At 42.3% G+C, this 18,325-nt stretch carries 15 protein-coding genes and 6 pseudogenes; 10 read left to right on the forward strand and 11 right to left on the reverse strand.

Translation table 11 applies throughout. The features are described 5' to 3' along the window. Window positions 1-56: 56 nt before the first annotated feature. From PSE7429_RS11795 to PSE7429_RS11820, 6 genes and pseudogenes are all read right to left on the reverse strand, one after another. Window positions 57-362, reverse strand: a pseudogene (locus PSE7429_RS11795) (tRNA(His) guanylyltransferase Thg1 family protein); the annotation flags it as partial. Further along, window positions 352-798, reverse strand: a complete 447-nt coding sequence (locus PSE7429_RS11800) for an AAA family ATPase (RefSeq protein ID WP_040688400.1) — start codon at window positions 796-798, stop codon at window positions 352-354. The gene PSE7429_RS11800 and the pseudogene PSE7429_RS11795, both read right to left, overlap by 11 nt. 58 nt (window positions 799-856) lie before the next feature. Next, window positions 857-1,390 (reverse strand): hypothetical protein, encoded by a 534-nt coding sequence (locus PSE7429_RS11805; RefSeq protein ID WP_009627423.1) that lies wholly within the window; start codon window positions 1,388-1,390, stop codon window positions 857-859. Between the two features lie 139 nt (window positions 1,391-1,529). Beyond that, window positions 1,530-2,027, reverse strand: a complete 498-nt coding sequence (locus tag PSE7429_RS11810) for a YcxB family protein (protein ID WP_009627424.1) — start codon at window positions 2,025-2,027, stop codon at window positions 1,530-1,532. Window positions 2,028-2,133: 106 nt separating this feature from the next. After that, window positions 2,134-2,472, reverse strand: coding sequence for a XisI protein (locus PSE7429_RS11815; protein WP_009627425.1), 339 nt, complete (start codon window positions 2,470-2,472; stop codon window positions 2,134-2,136). Then, window positions 2,457-2,876, reverse strand: a pseudogene (locus PSE7429_RS11820) (element excision factor XisH family protein). The gene PSE7429_RS11815 and the pseudogene PSE7429_RS11820 overlap by 16 nt, the downstream one beginning before the upstream one ends. A gap of 120 nt (window positions 2,877-2,996) precedes the next feature. Between PSE7429_RS11820 and radA the strand changes: the two are divergent. The 4 genes from radA (at window position 2,997) to PSE7429_RS11840 (ending at window position 6,255) form a co-directional block, all read left to right on the forward strand. Next, window positions 2,997-4,439: a DNA repair protein RadA gene (gene radA, locus PSE7429_RS11825; protein ID WP_009627427.1), complete on the forward strand. Its 1,443-nt coding sequence runs from the start codon at window positions 2,997-2,999 to the stop codon at window positions 4,437-4,439. A gap of 119 nt (window positions 4,440-4,558) precedes the next feature. Then, window positions 4,559-5,368, forward strand: a complete 810-nt coding sequence (locus PSE7429_RS11830) for a hypothetical protein (protein WP_158467632.1) — start codon at window positions 4,559-4,561, stop codon at window positions 5,366-5,368. 12 nt (window positions 5,369-5,380) lie between these two features. Continuing rightward, on the forward strand, window positions 5,381-5,917 hold the full coding sequence (locus PSE7429_RS11835) for a DUF2726 domain-containing protein (RefSeq protein WP_083888401.1): 537 nt from the start codon (window positions 5,381-5,383) through the stop codon (window positions 5,915-5,917). Next, a complete protein-coding gene (locus PSE7429_RS11840; RefSeq protein ID WP_009627430.1) occupies window positions 5,914-6,255 on the forward strand; it encodes a type II toxin-antitoxin system RelE/ParE family toxin in 342 nt (113 codons plus the stop codon). Before PSE7429_RS11835 ends, PSE7429_RS11840 begins: the two co-directional genes overlap by 4 nt. A 19-nt stretch (window positions 6,256-6,274) precedes the next feature. On the opposite strand, the gene PSE7429_RS11845 is transcribed toward PSE7429_RS11840, so the two are convergent. Next, complete coding sequence (locus PSE7429_RS11845) at window positions 6,275-6,580, reverse strand: helix-turn-helix domain-containing protein (RefSeq protein ID WP_009627431.1); 306 nt, start codon at window positions 6,578-6,580, stop codon at window positions 6,275-6,277. A 107-nt stretch (window positions 6,581-6,687) separates the two neighbouring features. Continuing rightward, window positions 6,688-7,977 carry an adenosylhomocysteinase gene (gene ahcY, locus PSE7429_RS11850; RefSeq protein WP_009627432.1) on the reverse strand — a complete coding sequence of 430 codons (1,290 nt, stop codon included), beginning with the start codon at window positions 7,975-7,977 and terminating at the stop codon, window positions 6,688-6,690. Window positions 7,978-8,106: 129 nt separating this feature from the next. Between ahcY and PSE7429_RS11855 the strand changes: the two genes are divergently transcribed. The 6 genes and pseudogenes from PSE7429_RS11855 (at window position 8,107) to PSE7429_RS11870 (ending at window position 14,886) form a co-directional block, all read left to right on the forward strand. Beyond that, window positions 8,107-8,934, forward strand: coding sequence for an FAD-dependent thymidylate synthase (locus PSE7429_RS11855; protein WP_009627433.1), 828 nt, complete (start codon window positions 8,107-8,109; stop codon window positions 8,932-8,934). Between the two features lie 25 nt (window positions 8,935-8,959). Next, window positions 8,960-10,255, forward strand: coding sequence for a glycosyltransferase (locus PSE7429_RS11860; protein WP_009627434.1), 1,296 nt, complete (start codon window positions 8,960-8,962; stop codon window positions 10,253-10,255). A 253-nt stretch (window positions 10,256-10,508) separates the two neighbouring features. Then, window positions 10,509-12,578, forward strand: a pseudogene (gene dnaE, locus PSE7429_RS27965) (DNA polymerase III subunit alpha); the annotation flags it as partial. Between the two features lie 63 nt (window positions 12,579-12,641). Next, window positions 12,642-13,358 (forward strand): annotated as a pseudogene (locus PSE7429_RS27970) (LAGLIDADG family homing endonuclease); the annotation flags it as partial. Window positions 13,359-13,781: 423 nt separating this feature from the next. Continuing rightward, window positions 13,782-14,297, forward strand: a pseudogene (locus PSE7429_RS27975) (DNA polymerase III subunit alpha); the annotation flags it as partial. Window positions 14,298-14,322: 25 nt separating this feature from the next. Further along, window positions 14,323-14,886 (forward strand): Uma2 family endonuclease, encoded by a 564-nt coding sequence (locus tag PSE7429_RS11870; RefSeq protein ID WP_009627436.1) that lies wholly within the window; start codon window positions 14,323-14,325, stop codon window positions 14,884-14,886. 260 nt (window positions 14,887-15,146) lie between these two features. Here the strand turns inward: PSE7429_RS11870 and PSE7429_RS11875 are convergent, their stop codons facing one another. The 3 genes and pseudogenes from PSE7429_RS11875 to PSE7429_RS11880 all read right to left on the reverse strand — a co-directional run bounded on the left by PSE7429_RS11875 (window position 15,147) and on the right by PSE7429_RS11880 (window position 18,187). After that, window positions 15,147-15,461: a hypothetical protein gene (locus tag PSE7429_RS11875; RefSeq protein WP_009627438.1), complete on the reverse strand. Its 315-nt coding sequence runs from the start codon at window positions 15,459-15,461 to the stop codon at window positions 15,147-15,149. A 73-nt stretch (window positions 15,462-15,534) separates the two neighbouring features. Beyond that, window positions 15,535-15,675 (reverse strand): annotated as a pseudogene (locus tag PSE7429_RS28170) (IS30 family transposase); the annotation flags it as partial. Between the two features lie 112 nt (window positions 15,676-15,787). Next, window positions 15,788-18,187: a potassium channel family protein gene (locus PSE7429_RS11880; RefSeq protein WP_009627439.1), complete on the reverse strand. Its 2,400-nt coding sequence runs from the start codon at window positions 18,185-18,187 to the stop codon at window positions 15,788-15,790. Window positions 18,188-18,325: the final 138 nt, after the last annotated feature.

Here is an 18,325-nt window from a genome sequence, read left to right on the forward strand (position 1 = left end):
AGCTTTAATTGATCCTTCTTCTATTTCTCTCATTCCTATTCTTACCTGAATTCTTACGAATTAAGTTTGCGTAGTTTACGACCAAAGCTTTCTTCATCTCGATGCAATAGAAGCGATATCTCGTCACTCTGGGTATAGCCGTAGATAACTCGGAATCCACAATCCATCAAATGTTTTACCGTAGACACCATATAATCTCGAAATTGCGCATCAAAAGGAGTCTCAAATTTGTGGATTTCTTTTGTCAATCGGGTGAAGTTCCGCCCATCTATTCTAGCAACCATAAAGATACCTGATAATACACAGAGATCATGGGCTGTCTCAAAAACTCTGAGCTTTGTATCCAATTCGTTAAACTTCATCAATCCACTCCTGTACTGTAAATTCTCCTAGTACTAACCGAACATAATATAGTTCGTCAAACCCTTCTGTATAGGTCGGAACTACCAATCGTGCGGATGTCCCTCTAATCGCTTTTTCTGGAACCTGATGTCCAAGCTCACGGTTCTGATTTCGTTGGATTGAATTTGCAATTTTGGATTCAAAATAATAACCAGTGATACGGAACCTGTTACTCTTGGCTAAAGAAATGTAGCGATCGCGTTCTTCAGGTGTAGGATTGGTGTTATCGACAACAAAGGGTTGCCCAATTTCCAGACAGGTTTCTACAAGACGCTTTTCTCGATGTCTGGTCTTAAGCATATCTAAGTTGATCCGAATGTGAGTATTGGAAAAACATTGGCTGTAGAAGGTTGATTTGCCACTTGCTTGAATACCAACAAAAATGATTGCCTGCACCGCTGATTTAACACCTAATTGAGGAATATCGCTAATCAAGACTATTATCCCATTCGTGTTACCGAATAGGTTGCTGTTCAGGAGCATCAGAGTGAATCTCATTGATTCGTATCGTTTGCGTACTAAACTGATTGGGTGGCATATGATCGGTGGCGGGTGCATTCTCGGCAATGGTTTCAATTTCTTTCATCCGCTGTTCAGCCACTAGCCGATTTGGATGTATCGAGTCAATTTCTCGAAAGATTTGCCCCATTGTATCGTAGTAACAGCTCACAACGGAGATCTCGTTGAACGTTGGATCGCCTTCCATGTCGAAAGTCTGAATGATCAAATCGTCTTCGGTTAGTCCATCGGATTTGTATGCTTGTTTGTGCCACGGATCGCCATTCGGGTCTGTTTCGGGCTGACACCGAAGCCAAGGGAAGATTTGAGCGAGCCAACCATTCGTCGTAGTTTTTTTATCCGTCGGGCGATACCGATCAAGATACGATTTGCGTGCATCCTGTGTTGCCTGTTCGGAAGTAAATGCGCCCAGCAGAATATCAGGGGCGGTGTACGGCGAGATTTTGCGAATCAAGAGAAAGTACATCATAAATATTGCTGGGAAAATCCTGTCTAATTTGACTATGGTAGTAGCATGGGTTAGCGCAGCGTAACGTATTAACAACAAACATCAAAAATGTGCGTTACATTTCATTAACGCACGCTACAAGATCAGCGATCGCACTTCTTTAGGAGTTAATCTGTTTTGCCCTTCGGCGTATATCGGACAAGAAGTCTTCAATCACCAAAGGAGGAAAGCACCTCTTCGGGATTTGGTATGAATTGCTGTCACTGACGTAAATATAAATATATCCCCAAAGTGAGAGGATACGGCAAATAGAAGACCACTTGTGTAATGTCTCATTGAAGTCCGTTCGCTCTACCAGTCCCTCTTCTGTAATCTCTAAGACGTGTCTTCCTACTACGCCGCGATGTTTAGGTGTGAAGGCATTGACTAATCCAAAAACGACTTGCAAAATGATAAAGACAGCAGCAAATCCAACAAGATAGATCAGCAAGTCGAATAATAAGTAAGGTAAGGAATGAGTGCCAAACTTGGGAGCAAGAGTCAGCAATCGATTGAACAAAGGTACAGCAAATATAAATACCAGTAGAATTCGATTTCGGAAACCTACCGTCATAAAGCCTGCGAGCATATCCCATCGGGTAAGTTCGTAAGTAATCATTTTCTGGCTGCTAATCATGTTGAGAATATTTGATGGTTTGTTTATAGCTGACTATGTATTATCGTGTAGATTATATAATACTTAGTTACACACGATTATGTCCCCATTAAGCTATAGCGAACCCTGTATACTCGCGTATCTTAGGATAACGGAAGCCGAGCACTATATCCTCTTTGGGAATACCTGCTTCCACTAAATCAGTAGCTATACCTTCCTCAGTATCATCACATTGAACCCAGACTTTATCCACAATCAAACAGATATGAATTGGTGTTGCATGGAGATACTTATTACCACTCCAGCCAACATCTAAAACTAGGTACTGCCCTCGTTCATCATCAAACACAACTTGAGAGGAATAACCATCAGGTAAAGTAGCACGATAGTCAGCATGACTTTGAAGAACATTCTTAATGATGCTTTGATATTTTAATCGGGTATCCATTTTACAATTATCTCACTTTCATCATCAAAGACAATTAATCGAACAATTTGATTTTTTAGCAAAATCTATCCCAACTCTATAGTAAAAACACTGTTGAAAGTTGGCTGAGATACAGCAAGATAAAGAACTCGTTTAACCTCCATCTGATTGAGAATTTGACTATACAAGACATACTGCCCCAACGCTTGCTGTAAGTCTTTTACGTCAGACTGCCCTACAAAGCTTTTTACTTCAACGACAATCTTCTGCAATTCTTTCTCAGCGCTGATTAAGCGTTCTGCTCCCAAATCTGCCGATAAACGTTTCTTGCCAATTTGAAGAGGAAATGGATCGTGAGTGATTGTCCAGCCATCCTTTTCTAAAGCAAGTCTCACAGTGTTATGGTAAATATCTCTTGCAGACACAAAAATCTAAGCGGTGAGTTTGCTCTCTAGTATAGCAAATTTCGCTTTTTTTACTAGGATTTGCAGCGCTCTGCGCGGCCAATCCTACCCTTATCATTAAGCCTGTTATATATTGAAACAATGGCAAAAGCAAAATCTCGATATGTATGTAATAACTGCGGTGAAGACTTCCCGCAGATGTATGGGAAATGTCCTGCTTGCTCCAGTTGGGGAACCTTGCAAGAGGAACTAATTCCTGTCGTGTCCGCAAATACCAATGCGATCGCTACATTCTCGCATCTTGGTACAGCCAAATCCACGGGCAAAGCCAAACCTAGAGAATCCTTAACCCTCTCGCAAATTACCGATAATGACCAAGCCCGATCGCCTTCTGGCTATGAAGAACTCGATCGCGTTTTAGGTGGTGGCATTGTGGCAGGTTCCCTTGTGCTGATTGGTGGTGAACCAGGAATTGGCAAAAGTACGCTATTGCTGGGTATGGCGCAAAAATTGATGAGCCGTTATCCCACGCTCTATGTCTGTGCCGAGGAATCAGCACAACAGGTAAAACTGCGATCGCAGCGATTGGGAATCTTAGAAGAGAACTCTGAAGATCTCTATTTATTAGCAGAAACAGATTTAGAAACAGTCCTGAGAGAATTACAATCTCTTCGTCCCAAGGTTGCTGTAATCGATAGTATTCAAGCCCTCTATTTCTCAAACTTAAATGCTGCCCCTGGTTCTGTTTCCCAAGTGCGGGAATGTACGGCGGCATTGATGCGTGTCGCTAAGCGCGAGAATATCTCACTATTTATCGTTGGTCATGTAACCAAGGAAGGCTCGATCGCGGGGCCAAAAGTATTAGAACATATGGTTGATACGGTTCTTTATTTTGAAGGCGATCGCTTTGCAACTCACAGATTATTGCGATCGGTCAAAAATCGCTTTGGGGCAACGCAGGAAATCGGTGTATTTGAGATGATCGATCGCGGTTTGCGCGAAGTTTCCAATCCCTCGGAATTATTTCTCGGCAATCGCGATGAATCTGTCCCCGGAACCGCCACGATTGTCGCCTGTGAGGGAACGCGCCCAATTGTGGTGGAACTACAAGCCCTCGTCAGTCCGACCAGTTATTCATCGCCGCGCCGCACCACAACTGGTATAGAGACTAATCGCTTTCTGCAAATTCTGGCGGTTCTTGAAAAAAGAATTGGGATTCCCTTATCAAAACTTGATGCCTATGTGGCGGCGGCGGGTGGCTTGAATGTGGCGGAACCTGCGGTGGATCTTGGTGTAGCGATCGCTGTAGCAGCAAGTTTCCGCGATCGCACGGTTGATCCGCGTACAGTGATGATCGGTGAAGTGGGTTTAGGCGGACAGGTGCGCCCCGTATCGCAATTAGATATGCGCTTAAAGGAAGCCGCAAAATTAGGATTTAAACGGGCAATTATTCCCAGTATGCAGGTAATGCAAAATTACGGAATGGAAATCGTACCTGTAACTAAAGTATTAGATGCGATCGTGGCGGCTTTGCCGCGTACTAAGTTTGAAGTTACTAAGTCAAGTGACGAGTCAGAAAATTAACTGATTTTTTGTGTATAGCAAATACTAAAATTTTTTTGCTAGATTTACCCAAAAAGCCAAATTAGTGTGTTAGGGTATATCCAAGCAACCAAATTAGTGTGTTAGGGTATATGAGAATCGTGAATAGGCAACCCTTAAATGTTGAGCTATTAACGCTCGATGATGGTACTCAAAAGATCGCTTGGGATGTCAAGCAACTCCAGTCTTTATTGGGTATCAGTGATTTGCTCCATCAGGAGGAGTCATCTTCAACAGCAAGTACAGGAGTTAATTCTTCTGGCATACCGACTATTGAGACGGTAATTGCGATATTAGATGAACTTGGTTTAAAGGATTTATACGAGGTTCGTTATCGAAAACAGTACGCAACGATCATTCCTAAGACTGATTCTAAGCGTCCAAAAGTTGCTATGTACGTTGTACAGCAACAATCAGAACTTGCTCTGTCTATTCATGACAAAATTTGGACTAATCATATAGCTAGATTTCATTGGACTATTACTATTTACAATGAAGTTTTTGGAATCAATGAGGATGCAGATTCATATTTTAAAAAGCTCTATATACCACCATCAGAAAAGCCTGAATTTTTTGGAAGAATTATTGAATTGAGTGAAAAAATAAACGTAAATTTGTCTGATTTTGAAGAACATACGTATTCGACTTCCAAATTCTATAATTTGCCAAGTTTTGACTACAATCCTTTGATATTGGATATGACTGCACAAGACATTTGTTATGAGATTAGCTCAGATCAAAGATTTCCGTCAACATCACGGATTTCATTATCTCAGCATTTAGAAATCAAAAATCTTATACAAGATTTGATTAATAATATTGAGATTTTTCTGCGTTCTAATGGAGATAAACCTGAGATTCAAATTGATGATGAACAATCTGAGGATTCTGCGATTGACGACGATTTTTAGGCAAAAACAACTATGAAAAACCGAGGATCTACCATGTACATGAGCCAAGTTCAAGAAGGAAAATCTTTTCTTCATCAGGGACAAATTTGTTTGATGGAATTGATTGAAGGAGTTTTGCAAGATAAAACTCAATACCGTTTATTTCCTGAAGTTTCCCTTGCGCGTATAGTTCAGAAAAATGGACTAGAAGCAAGTCTCCATTATGAATTACAGAGATTTATCAAGAGTTGTAGCTCTCTCGATATTTTGATTTGTCGCCATGAAGCTATGTTTTCTTTACCTATAATCGCGATAGAACGCCAAAGCCCTTATCATGACTTACCCGATCGCCAAGAAGCAGATCGCAAAAAAGCGGCAATTCTCAGAAAAGCAGAACTTCCATTAATTTATGCCGATGAACCATCTAAAGGAATTGTTCGCTTTGCCAAAGCCGAGCAACCTCAAAATATTTGCTGTGAAGTGAATGTTTATCGAGGCTTAGGACGTGATAAATTGCGCGAATTTTTACTGTCCGTGATGGAAGAAAATAATGAGAGTCAAAGGGTATGACTGATAAACCAATTCGCTGGATCGGCTCATCCCTAAATGACCTAACAAATTTTCCTGATACAGTTCGTAAAAAAGCAGGTTTCCAACTAAGAGCAATTCAGGGTGGTGATACACCTTCAGATTTTAAACCCATGCCGACCGTTGGTTTAGGTGTTGAAGAAATTCGTATTCGGACTGAAGATGCTTATCGAATCTTTTATGTTGCCAGATTTGCAGAAGCCGTTTACGTTCTCCATGCCTTTCAAAAGAAAACGCAAAAGACTTCAAAATTAGATATAGAAATTGGACAAAAGCGCTATCAGCAAATGTTGCAGTATCGACAATCTGACCAAGAATGAAGCTAGAAATCAGCAACTCTTAAGCAGCCTTCACATTTACCTCAAACCTCACATCCATCCCTGCACGCACCAACATCATCACCAACTTATCAAGGCTAAACCTCTCAATATCGCCATTGATCAAATCGCTAATTCGAGGTTGAGTTTCACCAAAAAACAAAGCCGCTTGCTTTTGCGTCCATCCTTGAGACTGAATGAACCGCTTAATATTCAACATCAAGTCAGCCCGAATTTTGAGATTAAGAGCCTCTTCAGGCGCAAAGCCCAAATCCTTAAACACATTGTCGCCACCTTGAATAACTTCAGGGATCTGATTCTGAGTCATTTATTTGTTCTCTGATTTGTTGATTCACATCCAATATACCTTATTTGGCATATTCATGATTGCTCGCATTCACAAAAAAAGGGAGCGCTTAGCGCTCCCTTTTTTGATTATGTTCCTTCAGTCCAAGAATTGAGGTAGTGAACTTGCTCAGGAGTGAGCGTATCAATCTTGATACCCATTGCTTGTAACTTCAAGCGAGCGATTTCTTGATCGACATCCTTAGGAATAGGTACAACACCAGCAGGTAAATTGCCCTTATTCTTAACGAGGAATTCACAGGCAAGAGCTTGGTTCGCGAAGCTCATGTCCATAACGCTAGCAGGGTGACCTTCAGCCGCAGCGAGGTTAACTAGGCGACCTTCACCGATGACGATGACGGATTTGCCAGACTTGAGTTGATATTCTTGAGTAAAGTTACGCACGAAGCTGGCAGATTCGCTGAGATCGTTGAGAGCAACGAGGTCGATTTCTAAATCGAAGTGACCAGAGTTAGCCACGATCGCACCATCTTTCATGGTTTCAAAATGTTCGCGACGGATAACGTGCTTATTCCCAGTCACGGTGATGAAGATATCGCCAACCTTAGCGGCTTCATCCATAGGCATCACGCGGAATCCATCCATAGCGGCTTCGATCGCAGCAACAGGATTGATTTCGGTGACCACAACGTTTGCACCCATACCGCGTGCGCGGAGAGCAACGCCCTTACCACACCAGCCGTAACCAGCGACAACGATCACTTTACCAGCCAACAAAATATTGGTAGCGCGGATAATACCATCGAGGGTAGATTGACCAGTACCGTAGCGGTTATCAAAGAAATGCTTGGTTTCAGCGTCGTTAACTGCGATCGCAGGGAAGGTCAACTTGCCATCCTTGAACATGGCATTAAGACGAACCAAGCCTGTGGTGGTTTCTTCGGTAGTACCGATGATTTCAGGAATTTGATCGGCGTGGTGGAGGACGAGGGTTGTGGTTACATCGCTACCGTCATCAACGATGATGTGGGGACGGTGAGCAAGCGCCATTTCAACGTGACGATGGTATGTAGCGTTATCTTCGCCTTTGATTGCAAATACTGAAATCCCGTGATCGTAAACGAGTGAAGCAGCCACATCATCTTGGGTGGAAAGAGGATTGCTGGCGATCAATACGGCATCAGCACCTGCTGCCTTAAGGGCGATCGCGAGGTTGGCGGTTTCAGTGGTGACGTGACAGCAAGCAGCAATGCGGATACCTGCGAGGGGTTTTTCGGCAGCAAAGCGATCGCGAATTTGACGCAATACGGGCATTTCGCGGCTAGCCCATTCAATGCGTTGTTTACCAAGTGGGGCAAGTGTAATGTCCTTAATCTCGTGCTTAACGGTCACGGTTTCAGGCGCAATGGTAGTGGACATGTATAGTTTAATTTTTTACAAAATTTAACCTTATTATACGCCAAGCCAACTAAATTAACGTGAGTTCGATCGTATCTAGCCGTCATACTCCATAGACTACAATCTTAAATGAATTAAGAATTAAGCATCATGTTTCATCCCCAAGCCGCCATCATCGCTGACAGCATTAACATAACAGGTGATCGCCTAACTACGTTTGTGCTGACCTACCATCGCATGGTTCACTCAGAATTTATGACCCATCGGATGCTCAGCAAAAATAGCAGCAGCAGTCGCGCCATTCCCGTCGAGAAAATGATTAAACTCGTCGAGAGTCAAGAAGTCTATCCATTACATTGGGGTAAAAACCAAAAGGGAATGTCTGCCCAAAAGGAAGTAACTGAAGCTGAAATCGAAGCAGCATCGGCAGTGTGGCAAGAAGCTAGGCTTGATGCGATCCGTCATGCGCGACGACTAGTAGAGATTGGCATTCACAAACAGGTTGTCAATCGCCTTTTAGAACCTTTTTCCACAATTACCGTAATTTGTTCGGGAACGGAATTTCAAAACTTCTTTGAACAGCGCTGTCATCCTGACGCACAGCCCGAAATCCAATATCTTGCTAATAAAATGAAAGCTGCCTATGATGCGAGTCAGCCGCAGCAATTAACCACAGGAGAATGGCATTTACCCTTAATTAAGCCAGAAGACATTGAGGAGATTAGAGATATGCATGAGCTCATCAAAGTTGCGGTGGGACGCTGCGCCAGAGTCAGTTATCTCAATCATGATGGCGTGCGGAGTCTCGCCGATGATGTGAAACTACACGATCGCCTATTAACTTCTAAACCCGCTCACTTGTCACCCTTTGAACATGTTGCCTTCGCTCTTCCTGATTCTGAAAAAAGAGCAAACTTTACTGGATTCCAAGCCTATCGATTTGATATTGAACGAAATAAGCTAAAGAAATCAGCTTAAGTAATAAATCCCCAAATCCCCATCAATGTCCCATACTAAACCAGCTAAAACTAAACCAGCTAAAACTAAACTAGCTAAATTTACCAAGCAAGGATTTGCCCGATCGCCAGTTCCCATCATTTTAAGTGCTTGTTTAATTGTCAAAAACGAAGAACGCCGCCTTGCCAACTGCCTAGAGAGTCTTCAATCGCTTGCCGATGAAATCATTGTCGTCGATACAGGATCGAGCGATCGCACCATTGCCATCGCCAAGAAATATCAAGCAAGAGTATTTCCCTTTGAATGGTGTAATGATTTCTCACAGGCGCGGAACCATGCGATCGCGCGGGCTAAGGGCGAATGGATCCTCGTAATTGATGCCGATGAAGTTTTGGAGCAAAGGGCGATCACTCCTTTGCAAGAAGTGATGCAACGGGATGATTGTCTCGCGGTGAATCTTTTGCGATCAGAAATAGCCGCAAAGCAAGCCCCCTATTCCATGGTATTACGTCTATTTCGCAATCATCCTGCGATTACCTTTACAGGTATTTACCATGAATCGATCGATCGGTCGGTGTTAGCTTTACAAGCGCAAGAGCCCCATTGGCAAGTGCTAAATGTTAATAGAAACATTCCCGTTTTACTGCATTATGGTTATACCGATAGCGAGATCCAGCTTAAACAAAAGTATGAGTTTGCCAAAAAATTGATGCATAAGCATTTGGAAGCATTTCCTGAAGATAGTTATATGCTCAACAAATTAGGTGCTTTGTACATTAGTAGTCCTCAAGATGCCGATCGCCTTTTGGGGATTGAGTTACTCCAAAAGGGATTAGCCTTACTGGACGATACCGAGAGCCAGAATTTAATTCGCTGTGAGTTACATTATCATTTGGGGCTTGCCCATCATCAAAATGCAGACTGGGAACTAGCCAAGAAGGCCTACGAGCAGGTAATTGCTCTAGATGTTCCTAACCTAGTCAAACTCTCCGCCTATCTTAATTTAGGAAATATCTATCAAGAACTCAACCAGAAAGAAGCGATCGCCTATTTTGAAAAGGTGACGCAAATCGCTCCCAATTTCGCCCAAGGACATTTTAATTACGGAATTGCGCTCAAAACCTCAGGACGTTTTACCGAGGCGATCGCTGCTTACCAGAACGCAATTGCGATCGAACCGAACTATGCTGATGCCCACCAGAATCTAGGTGTTGTGCTCATGAAAGTCGGCTATTTCCCAGAAGCGATCGCCTCTTTTACCAAGGCAATCCAACTTCATGAGCAACAACAAAATTACGAAACTGCGGCAATACTGCGATCGGCTTTAAGAGAATTCACATAAAGATAATTCATGAATTATCTTTACGTAAGTTTTGCAAGTACTTACAGCAATTATCGATCAAACGAACCATAAGAAGATTTTTGAAAGCTTTGCTTTGCAAAGCTTTCAAAAATCTTCTTGGTTTGGGTTTGAGCACAAAGCGCTGTAAGTGAATATAGCTATAACATCAGTTAATAAGCTAATAAGCGATCGCTATAGAACTCTAATAGCCCCGTGTTAATCTATAGGTCTAGATTTGATGTTAGAGATTGCTATGACTGGATTTGTTGGATTACATGTTCATACTGAATATAGCTTGCTCGATGGGGCAAGCCAAATTCCTGATCTAGTTAGTCGTGCGGTGGAATTGGGGATGCCTGCGATCGCCTTGACCGATCATGGGGTGATGTATGGGGCGATCGAACTGATCAAAACCTGCAAATCTAAGGGGATTAAGCCAATTATTGGCAATGAAATGTATGTTTTAAATGGGGACATTACTAAACAAGAGAAAAAGAAAAAATATCACCAATGTGTTCTTGCCAAAGATACTCAGGGCTATCGCAATCTCGTTAAACTAACCTCTATTTCCCATTTACAAGGCTTTCAAGGCAAAGGGATTTTTGCGCGTCCCTGCATCAGTAAAGATTATCTTCTGGAATATAAAGAAGGTTTGATACTTACTTCGGGATGTCTAGCAGGAGAAGTACCGCAGGCGATTATGAAAGGCGATCCTGAAGAAGCGCGACGGGTTGCGGCTTGGTATAAGGAACATTTTGGCGATGATTATTATTTGGAAATTCAAGATCATGGCTATCCTGAAGATCGGATTGTAAATGTCGAGATTTTCAAGATTGCAAGGGAATTGGATATTCGCGTAATTGCTACTAATGACTCTCACTTCACCTCCTGCTCCGATGTGGAAGCCCACGATGCTTTGCTTTGTATCCAAACAGGAAAACTCATTTCCGATGAGAAACGTCTCCGTTATAGCGGTATGGAATATCTCAAGTCCTATGATGAGATGAAGCAGCTATTTCGTGACCATTTAGAAGATGAGTTGATTGAGGAAGCCCTTGCGAATACACTCCATGCCGCGAATAAGGTCAAGCCCTACGACCTGATGCGCGATCCCCGTGCGGCGGACTATCCCATTCCTGAAGGACATACTGCGGACACCTATTTTGAAGATGTGACATGGCAAGGTTTGCTACAGAGATTTAATGTCAAAACCCATGCGGAGATTCCCCAAAATTACCAAGAGCGTCTGCGTTTTGAATTGGGGATTATCATGCAAATGGGCTTTGCGACTTACTTCCTAGTGGTGTGGGACTATATTAAATATGCTAGAGATAAACAGATTCCTGTGGGACCGGGACGTGGTAGTGCGGCGGGTTCTCTTGTGGCATATTCCTTAGGAATTACGAATATCGACCCCATTCATCATGGACTTCTCTTTGAGAGATTTCTCAATCCCGAACGGAAGTCGATGCCTGATATTGATACGGACTTCTGTATCGATCACCGTGGGGAATTAATTGATTATGTAACTCAGCGCTATGGTCAGGAACGGGTCGCGCAGATTGTCACCTTTAACCGCTTGACTTCTAAGGCAGTGCTTAAGGATGTGGGACGAGTGCTGGATGTTTCCTACAGCGAAGCCGATAAGATGGCGAAGATGATTCCCGTATCGCGTGGCAAGCCTGCGAAGTTAAAGGTAATGATTTCCGAGGAGTCGCCAGCACCAGAATTTCGCGATCGCTACAAGCAAGATGCCAAAGTCTTTGAATGGCTAGACATGGCGATGCGGATTGAAGGTGTGAACAAAAGTTCGGGCGTTCATGCAGCGGGTGTCGTGATTTCCCCATTTCCCCTTGATGAAGTTGTGCCATTACAACGCAGTAATGAAGGGCAGGTAGTCACTCAATATACAATGGAAGATTTGGAATCCCTCGGTCTATTAAAAATGGACTTCTTGGGATTGAGAAACTTAACTACCATCGAACATACCAGTAAGCTAATTCGCGACAATCAAGATCCGCAATTTCATATCGATGCGATCGCTCCCGATATGTCCACGGAGGCAAATCAAAAAACCTATAAGCTTCTCGAAAAAGGCGATCTCGAAGGTGTTTTTCAATTAGAATCGTCAGGCATGAAGCAAATTGTTAAAGATCTCAAACCTTCCAACATTGAAGATATTTCTTCGATTCTAGCGCTTTATCGCCCAGGTCCTTTGGATGCAGGACTAATTCCCAAGTTCATTAATCGTAAGCATGGACGAGAAGCGATCGAGTATCAGCACCATACTTTAGAGCCTATTTTAAACAATACCTATGGCGTTTTATGTCTTGCAAAAGGAACTTTAATTGCTAGACCAGACGGCACCAGTACAGCAATTGAGAATATTCGCAAAGGGGATCTAGTCCTCTCATCCGATGGTAAGCGCGTATGGTCAGCAAAAGTTGCAAAACAATGGCAAAGTGGCATTAAATCGATTGTTAAAATCACGCTTTCAACAGGTACAGAAATTTTCTGCACACCAGAGCATCGTTTTCTCACACCACAGGGCGATCGCTTTGCCTATGAATTAAAGCCATTGGGCAATATCAAGAATGCTCATGTCAATGGTTCAATCATTTATGAAACTTGGCAAATTTCTAAAAATAATAAATCACTTAAACCCAATGAAGCTTACTTGTTAGGTTTATTAGTTGGTGACGGACACTTGACCTCTAGTTCTCCTAATATTGCTTGCTCTAGTGAAGAAACTGCTACTTGGGTTGCTAATCTAATCGCTGAGACATGGAAAGGTAAACCGAAGCATTATTTTCATACCCGTTGCTGGTATGCCTATGCAAAATTCAATACGCAACCACAACCAACGCCACTAACTATTTTCATGGACACAATCTATGGCGGTAGAAATTGGAAAGTTAATTCTAAAGATAAGCACTTACCTGTTGACATAGTTGATTACCAAGAATGCGATCGCATTGATGTTTTGCGAGGTCTATGGGATAGCGATGGTTCCTATACGCAAAACCCTTATTTTCGTAGTATTTCTACTCAACTAATTAAACAAGTAGGACAATTGCTAAGTAGTCTAAAAATCTCCTACTCATTGCATTCAACCCATGTAATGATTACAGACATTGCCCGTTTTTATCAGCTAATTGGGGAGCCAAGATTACCCAATAAACTGACGGGAGAGAAAAAGAATAACTTTGTTCCTGTGCCATCTTTAAGAATGCAGGAAGAGTTAGAAGAGGCGATCGCTACGACAGATCGAGAAAGTCGTAAAACCGCAAAACGTTCTCTGCAATCAGGAGTAATGGTTAAACCTGTGCGATCGCAATATGCGACAAAATTTACAGGTTGGGCTGAAGCGTATCAAACAATTTATACAGAGACATATCTACAGGATGCTCGTCCAGTATTTGTGGTATCCGTTGAAGATTGGGGAGAATCTGAATGTTTTGATATTGAAATGGCAGATCAAAGTTCTCCCTATTTTCTTGCCAATGGAGTCGTTACCCATAACTGTTATCAAGAGCAGATCATGAAGATGGCTCAGGAATTAGCTGGCTATTCCCTTGGTGCGGCGGACTTATTGCGGCGGGCTATGGGTAAAAAGAAACCTGAAGAGATGGAAAAACAGCGTTCTATTTTCCTTGATGGTTGCGCGAAGAATGGAATTAGAAAAGAAATTTCTAATGATCTCTTCGATCAGATGGTTCTCTTTGCGGAGTATTGCCTCAGTTACGACACTTTGGTGCGAACTGTGGAATATGGCTTAATGCCGATCGGTAAGATCGTGGAACATCAAATCGAATGTCAGGTTTATAGTGTCGATGAGAATGGATTTGTCTATACACAACCGATCGCTCAATGGCACGATCGCGGTAATCAAGAAGTCTTTGAGTATGAGTTAGAAAATGGCGATCGCATTAAAGCTACCAAGGATCATAAGTTCTTGACTACTGATGGTGAGATGTTGGCGATCGATGCAATTTTTGAGCGTGGGTTAGATTTGCTTTGTTACAATAACGATCAAGATTAAATATGGTCAGAGAGGTTACAAACTGATGGCTGTTACCACTACTAGAAAAATCACCTTTGAAGAATATCTGACCTATGATGACGGCACTGATAAGCGTTATGACTTTAATGCTGGAGAGTTAATTGAAGTGACTCCAGCAACGGTTTTGCATAACGATGTGATGATGTTCTTGGCGTTTTTTTTACAGTCAGCAGTTCAGCAATATCAATTACCTTACTGTGTACGTGTTAACAGCACTGAAATATTTAATGGTAAACGCACGCGCCGACCTGATGTACTGGTGATGACTCTAGAGCAGAAACGAGGATTAGGTAATCAGCCTGATATGTTGTATGAGCCTTGCCTATTAGCAATTGAGATTGTTAGTCCAACTTGTCGTACTGTGGATACTGTAGAAAAGCGCGAAGAATATGCTCAATTCGGAATTCCTGAATATTGGATTATCGATTTCCTCTTAGGTACTTTTTCGGTGCTTAATTTAGTGAATGGAACTTATATTGAGAAAGTTTACCGAGAGAACGAGCAAGTTATCTCTAATGTTTTTCCTAAGCTGAATTTGTCTATGAATCAGGTCATGGCAAGTATCTAAGACTAGCGATCGCATTAAAGCTACTAAGGATCATAAGTTCATGACTACTGATGGCGAGATGTTAGCGATCGATGAGATTTTTGAACGTGGGTTAGATTTGGCGATCCCAAACTAAGCGCAAACTAAACTTGGAAAACGATCGCAGTTAGAAAAAAATTAAGGTAGTCCTAAAAAGATAAGGATGTGCGGTGCGAAGCGCCGCACATCCTTGCACACAAAATCCTTTCCTTTGCAGCACTACCTAGTTTTAAATTAACTGTTTAGGTAATGGCACAGAAGAAACGAGTGGTAGAAATAAAATCAACACCATTTCTTCCCCTAGGCGAATAAGTAAAAAGACCATTTCTTCCCCTAGGCAAGTTTTGAGTACGATGACCTTCATTGCATCGGCGATCTAATTCCTTCAAAAATCTCATCGATCCTGGAGATCCACCAAACTCCCGCATCACAGATTCGACCTCTTGCCTGCTAAACTCCCAATATCTAGCTCCATCGCGGATAGGGCGTGCCTCTGAAGAACCTGCTGTAGTCGCAATGACAGCAAAAACCAAAGCGCCTACAAATCCATTTTTCATAAATTTAAAACTCTTAAATATTTAATGTTTGTTTTTGCCTAAGCGCTTGTTTTAGCTTTTGAACTTCGCCAATTCAAGGATGACATGATGAAGCAAAGAATACTTCGTAAGGAGTAAGATAGTCAAGTGATTTTCTCGGTCTGTGATTGATCAAATTCACCACTTTCTGAAAGTCAGTTCCTTTCACGGTTTCAAAGTTTGCACTTTCGGGGTATGAACTAGAAAATGGCGATCGCATTAAAGCTACCAAGGATCATAAGTTCTTGACTACTGATGGTGAGATGTTGGCGATCGATGAGATGTTTGCGCGTGAGTTAGATTCGTCATTATAGGGGATAAATTTTGATGGGAAGGAGCCGCATGAGGGCTTGCCCTAATCGATAGGCTTGCGTGTCATACATGGGCAGCTCGATCGCAGCAGGAAGACTTTGCATAAACCGCCTTGCCACTTCAAGATCGCAACCAGAAATATTTTTGAGCTTATTTCCCGCATCTAGTAATACGCTGGAATTAAGCGGTCTTTTAGCGCGTAACTGCCATTGCTTTGGAGAATGGAGATTCCCCAACTCGATCCGCCGCAGCCCTGAAATGGAAGCTAAAACTGTCAGGCGATCGCCTGCTTTCATAACCTCATCATCGGAAGGCATATAAAACTCATAATGTCCATCTGCCTTAGGTTGTTGCGTTTTTAAATAGACAGGGACAACGGTATAGCCATAGGCAATTTGCGAGAGATTCTTGCCAATTAAAGTATCGTTTTCGGAAATGACATATTCGGCAACTAAAACTGTGCGCTGATTAAGGCGAAAAAGGCTGAGCATAGTTTCACCAAAAGCCGCTCCCGCAAAGGCTTCAGCCGAGAGAGCATAGGCGCATAACGATTGGGATTTGGGTAAGAGTTCTGAAAGATTGTCGCTAAAGTAGCGATCGTAGGTACGGATTGCTAAATTCATTTGCCGATTGTTTTTTTTCGCCGCATCACGGGCGAAAAGTGCTGCTTCAAGATTGAGCATTTGATCGTCGGTAACGGAGAGCATACTCTTAGCAGTAGCTAGATTAGTCTTCGACAACTCTTCGATGATATTGCCAGTTAACCAAGGTACTTTATCGGCAAGATCGCAATCATGGGGATTCTCACTGACAATTACAAAGGGAAGTTTTAATTTAAATAGAAGGTCAGCGATTCTCTGTCCGAGCCTCCCAAATCCAATTAGAATAATGTGATCTTTCTTCGGCAGAGGAAGCGATCGCTTAAAAAATTCAAATTTAGAACTGAGGATCTTATCGGTAACTAATCCCACCACTCCCAACACAAACAGTAAGCTGATTAAGGTAATCAATACGCAAAACAACATTAACCATAAAGGGACTTGATCCTCTCCTCCCAATCCGCCAAAGACATCACCATAACCACCTAAAAGCAAAATGATACTGGTGGAAATAGCCTTCTGCCATGAAATATTCGGCACATTAAAAAACAAAATAACAGAACTAAGCGTTAACAAGGAAATTGCCGTAATTGCCCCCCATAGCACGAGGCGGCGCGACTTCTCAGCTTGAAACCAAGAGACTATCTGCTTCCATTGAGATGTCCAGAACGCCGAACTGATAAATTTGCGTAATTGGAGATTGATTTTTTGGGAAATAGAAATATTGGGATAGGAGGAAAGATCGATTAATTCTGGATGGCGATGGATTGTGGGGAAATCATGTTCTACATACTCGATACATACAATCTCATCGCCAACTTGGATAGTACGATCAGGCTGCCATTGAAAAAAGAGGCGATCGGATTGAGGCTCCGCAAGACTTAAAAGCCGAGAGTGCTTTTTATGCAATTGGAAAGCGGGAATCCTCAAAAACTGATAATCATTTGGCTCTACGGTATAGTTCACGACGCGCAATTTATGAACGCCAAGTTGAAATAACCCTAGGGTATCCTCGCCCAAACCTGCTACGGCAAAGGCTGCCGCAGGTAAGTCCACAGGATCGAGGGCAACAAAGTTTCCTAATTGCTCTTTGAGTAATTGATTGAGATTTTGCCTTGAGGAGCGCACCACAATATGAATGTGGGGATTGAGGCGACGCACGGCGATCGCTGTTTCAATATTGACATTATCGTTGCTAGTCACCAATAAAATTGCTCGACAATCAGCAATTCCCGCTTTAATTAACACTTCAGAACGGCGGCAATCTCCCAAAATGATGGGTTCGTCAAGAAATTCGTGGAAGTTATCAAATTCCATTAGTTCTGGCTTTACCTTATCGATGGCGCGGATTTTTACTTCATACTCTCGATAGGAAAACTTCTTTAAATTAAATACGGTATGTTGTCCAAGGCTGCCTAGCCCACAAACAATAAAGCGATCGGCGATAGTTATTTCGTTACTGCTAACTAGAGCGGTTCCCGCATATATCCTTGGATTTTCGGGCTGTGTTTTTGTCTCTTCGCTAGCTACAGAAATCTGATCTTGAGAAAGGACTATCTTTTCTATCCATAAAGGTAAGGGCTGTCCGAACAAAAATGCATAAATTTTTGCTGACTCCAATCGATTATCAATGTCGCTAAGACAGTTAGCGATCGCTCCTACTAAACTTTGGCGATCGCCAAAGTAGGTAGACTCCAGCAAAATATGTATTTCTTGGCGCTTTTGTCGGATGGTGACATTTACTTTGATTTCTAAGTCAAGTAAACAATTTTTAATGAGAGCTGCCAGCGATCGCATTCTTTAGTAGATTCTCAGACTCGTTAATTGATCAAGACATTTATCATAAACCACGAAGATTAATAGAAGATTATCTCGTAAGTAGGGCTTACTGAAAAAGCAAGAAAAGCATACAAGCAATGGTTTCCAAGGAGATCG

The sequence above is a fragment of the Pseudanabaena biceps PCC 7429 genome (genome assembly GCF_000332215.1).
Lineage (GTDB): Bacteria > Cyanobacteriota > Cyanobacteriia > Pseudanabaenales > Pseudanabaenaceae > Pseudanabaena > Pseudanabaena biceps.